At 65.1% G+C, this 2,100-nt stretch carries 2 protein-coding genes and 1 pseudogene; all 3 read right to left on the bottom strand.

Features of this window, described 5'->3' with window-relative positions:
• A pseudogene (locus G1E_RS29135) lies at positions 1-138 on the bottom strand (hydrolase); the annotation flags it as partial.
• A gap of 60 nt (positions 139-198) precedes the next feature.
• Complete coding sequence (locus G1E_RS03070; RefSeq protein ID WP_009683351.1) at positions 199-1,596, bottom strand: pitrilysin family protein; 1,398 nt, start codon at positions 1,594-1,596, stop codon at positions 199-201.
• On the bottom strand, positions 1,593-2,100 hold a 508-nt coding region (locus G1E_RS03065; RefSeq protein ID WP_047149611.1), incomplete at its 5' end, for an insulinase family protein. The genes G1E_RS03065 and G1E_RS03070, both read right to left, overlap by 4 nt.

Genomic DNA, 2,100 nt, shown 5'->3' with positions numbered 1-2,100 from the left:
GTCGCCATCAGCCAGCCACAGGCGCTCGCGGTTGCGCGCAAGCGCTGGCAGCTTGCGCCACAGGGGGCCCCACAATGTTTGCAGATGCGGGTTGGACAGGCCGATGGCCGGACGGAAAGGGGCGCTGAAGCTAGGCATGCTGGGCGACTCGTGATGTGCCGGCCTAGAGTGCCACGAAACAGCGCCTTTGTACCTGCGCTATTGGTCGAGCGCGGTCGGTTTGGGTAATGGCAATTGCTCGGTAACCGGGCCGCTGGTGACGAATACCTGTGGGGCCTGCAACCAGACTTGCGCCGCTTCACGCAGGTTGGCAGGCGTAAGCGCCGACAGTCTAGCGAGGAAGGTGCCCAGGTGGTCTGGCGCCAAGCCCTGGTGGCTGTAGGTGGCCAAGGCCTGGGCCATTCTCGCGCGGTCTGCCAGGCTGTCGTGCAGTTTACCGGCGATCTGGTTCACCGCCATGTCGCATTCGGCCTGGCTGGGGCCGTGTTCACGCAGGCATGCCAGAATCGCCGACACCAGCGCGCCAGAGGCATCCCGGTACTGGGGGGCGATATCCCAGTGGATCTGCAACTGGCTGGCGGCATCCAGCGGCCTCAGGTCGCAGGAGATGGCGTAGGTGAGGTTGCGCAGGGTGCGCAATTCCTGGGTAAGGCGCGACTCGTAGCTACTGCCCAGGATTGCGTTGAGCAGATACAGGGCCGGGAACACCGGATCCTGGGCCGATACGTTCGTTGCAAGGGTGAGCGTTGCCTGGGTGGTACTGCTGGCCGCAGCGAGATTCAGGTCCAATGCCTGGTAGTCGGGAACCGATGGCGTGCGTTGCGCCGCCCAGCCTTGCGGCAGGGCCCGAACCAGGTCGTCGACAAGCTGCCGTGCTTCCTCGCGGGTCAGGTTGCCCACCAGGCCGATGTCGAGGTTGTTGGCCGAATACGCCTGTTGGTGGAACGCCCGGATCTGGTCATCGCCAATGCTGGCGATAGTCTGCGCTGTCAGGGTGGCCGCGTAGGGGTGGCCGCTGAAGATATGCGCGGTGGCCGCCTTGGTAATCCACAGCAGCGGATGGTTGCCATACCTGGCTTGGCTGAATACGAGCCGTTCGCCGATTTTGGCCACATCGCCCCCGCGCAATGCCGGGCGGGCCAGCATCTCGGTCAGCAGTTGCATCGCGCTGTCGCGCAGTGCCGGCAGGCTCAGGGCGCGCAGGGTGACAAGGGCGCTGTCGTCGCTGATCCTCCTGCCCAGGATGGCGCCGAAACCGGCCATATCCTCGGCGAACCGCGTGGCGTCGAGTTGCCCGGTGCCTTGGTCGAGGCTGTACAGCACAAGTGCCGCAAGCCCAGGTTGGGCGCCGTCGAGTACGCTGCCTGCGCGAAAGCGTAATGCCAGGTCGAACATGGGCCGGTCATGGCGTGCGAGGAAGCTGACGCGGGTGCCTTCTGCCGTTCGCCAGTGCTCAGGGTGGGCCTGCAGGTCTGGAATGTGGCCAAGGTCGATACCCTGTGCCGAGTGCAGGTTGGCCATGGCCGCCCAGGCGGTGTCGTCAGCCGGGCCGTTGCACGTCAGCGGCAAGGGGGCCGGGGAGGGTACCTGGATCATGCTGTTGCTCCTGGCTGAAGGTAGCTGGTGGTCAACCGTTCGCGCCCCAGGTAGGCAAGTGCCACTTGCTGCACCTGTTGGCTGTCGAGGTCGCGGATGATCTGGATGTCTTGGTCCACGGCCGCGACGGCGATGCCGGCAGCGGCGGCCTCGCCGATTCGCTCGGCTTGGGCCACCTGGCTGTCAGTGAACAGGCGGCGGGCAAGCATGCGCAATTTCGCGCGTTCAAGCTCAGCAGTGGGCACCGCAGTGTTGCGCAGTGCTTCGAGGTGCTGGCAAACAGCGTGTGCAGCCTGTTCTGGCGTGCTGTTCATGCTGTTCACGTACGCTGACAGGGTCAGCAGCGTGTCACCCTGCAACAAGGGCTGATAGGTAATGCTGATGCCGGTGAGCAGGCGTTTGTCGCGCACCAGGTCACTGTAGAGCCTGGCGCTGAACCCCTCGGCCAGCACCTCGCGGATCAACTCGAGGGCAGGGGCGGTGGCTGCATCCGCTGCGGTAGCC

Origin of the sequence: Pseudomonas sp. TJI-51 (genome assembly GCF_000190455.2) — a bacterium.
Classification (GTDB): domain Bacteria; phylum Pseudomonadota; class Gammaproteobacteria; order Pseudomonadales; family Pseudomonadaceae; genus Aquipseudomonas; species Aquipseudomonas juntendi.
This window is presented reverse-complemented; position numbering and strand designations above follow the sequence as displayed.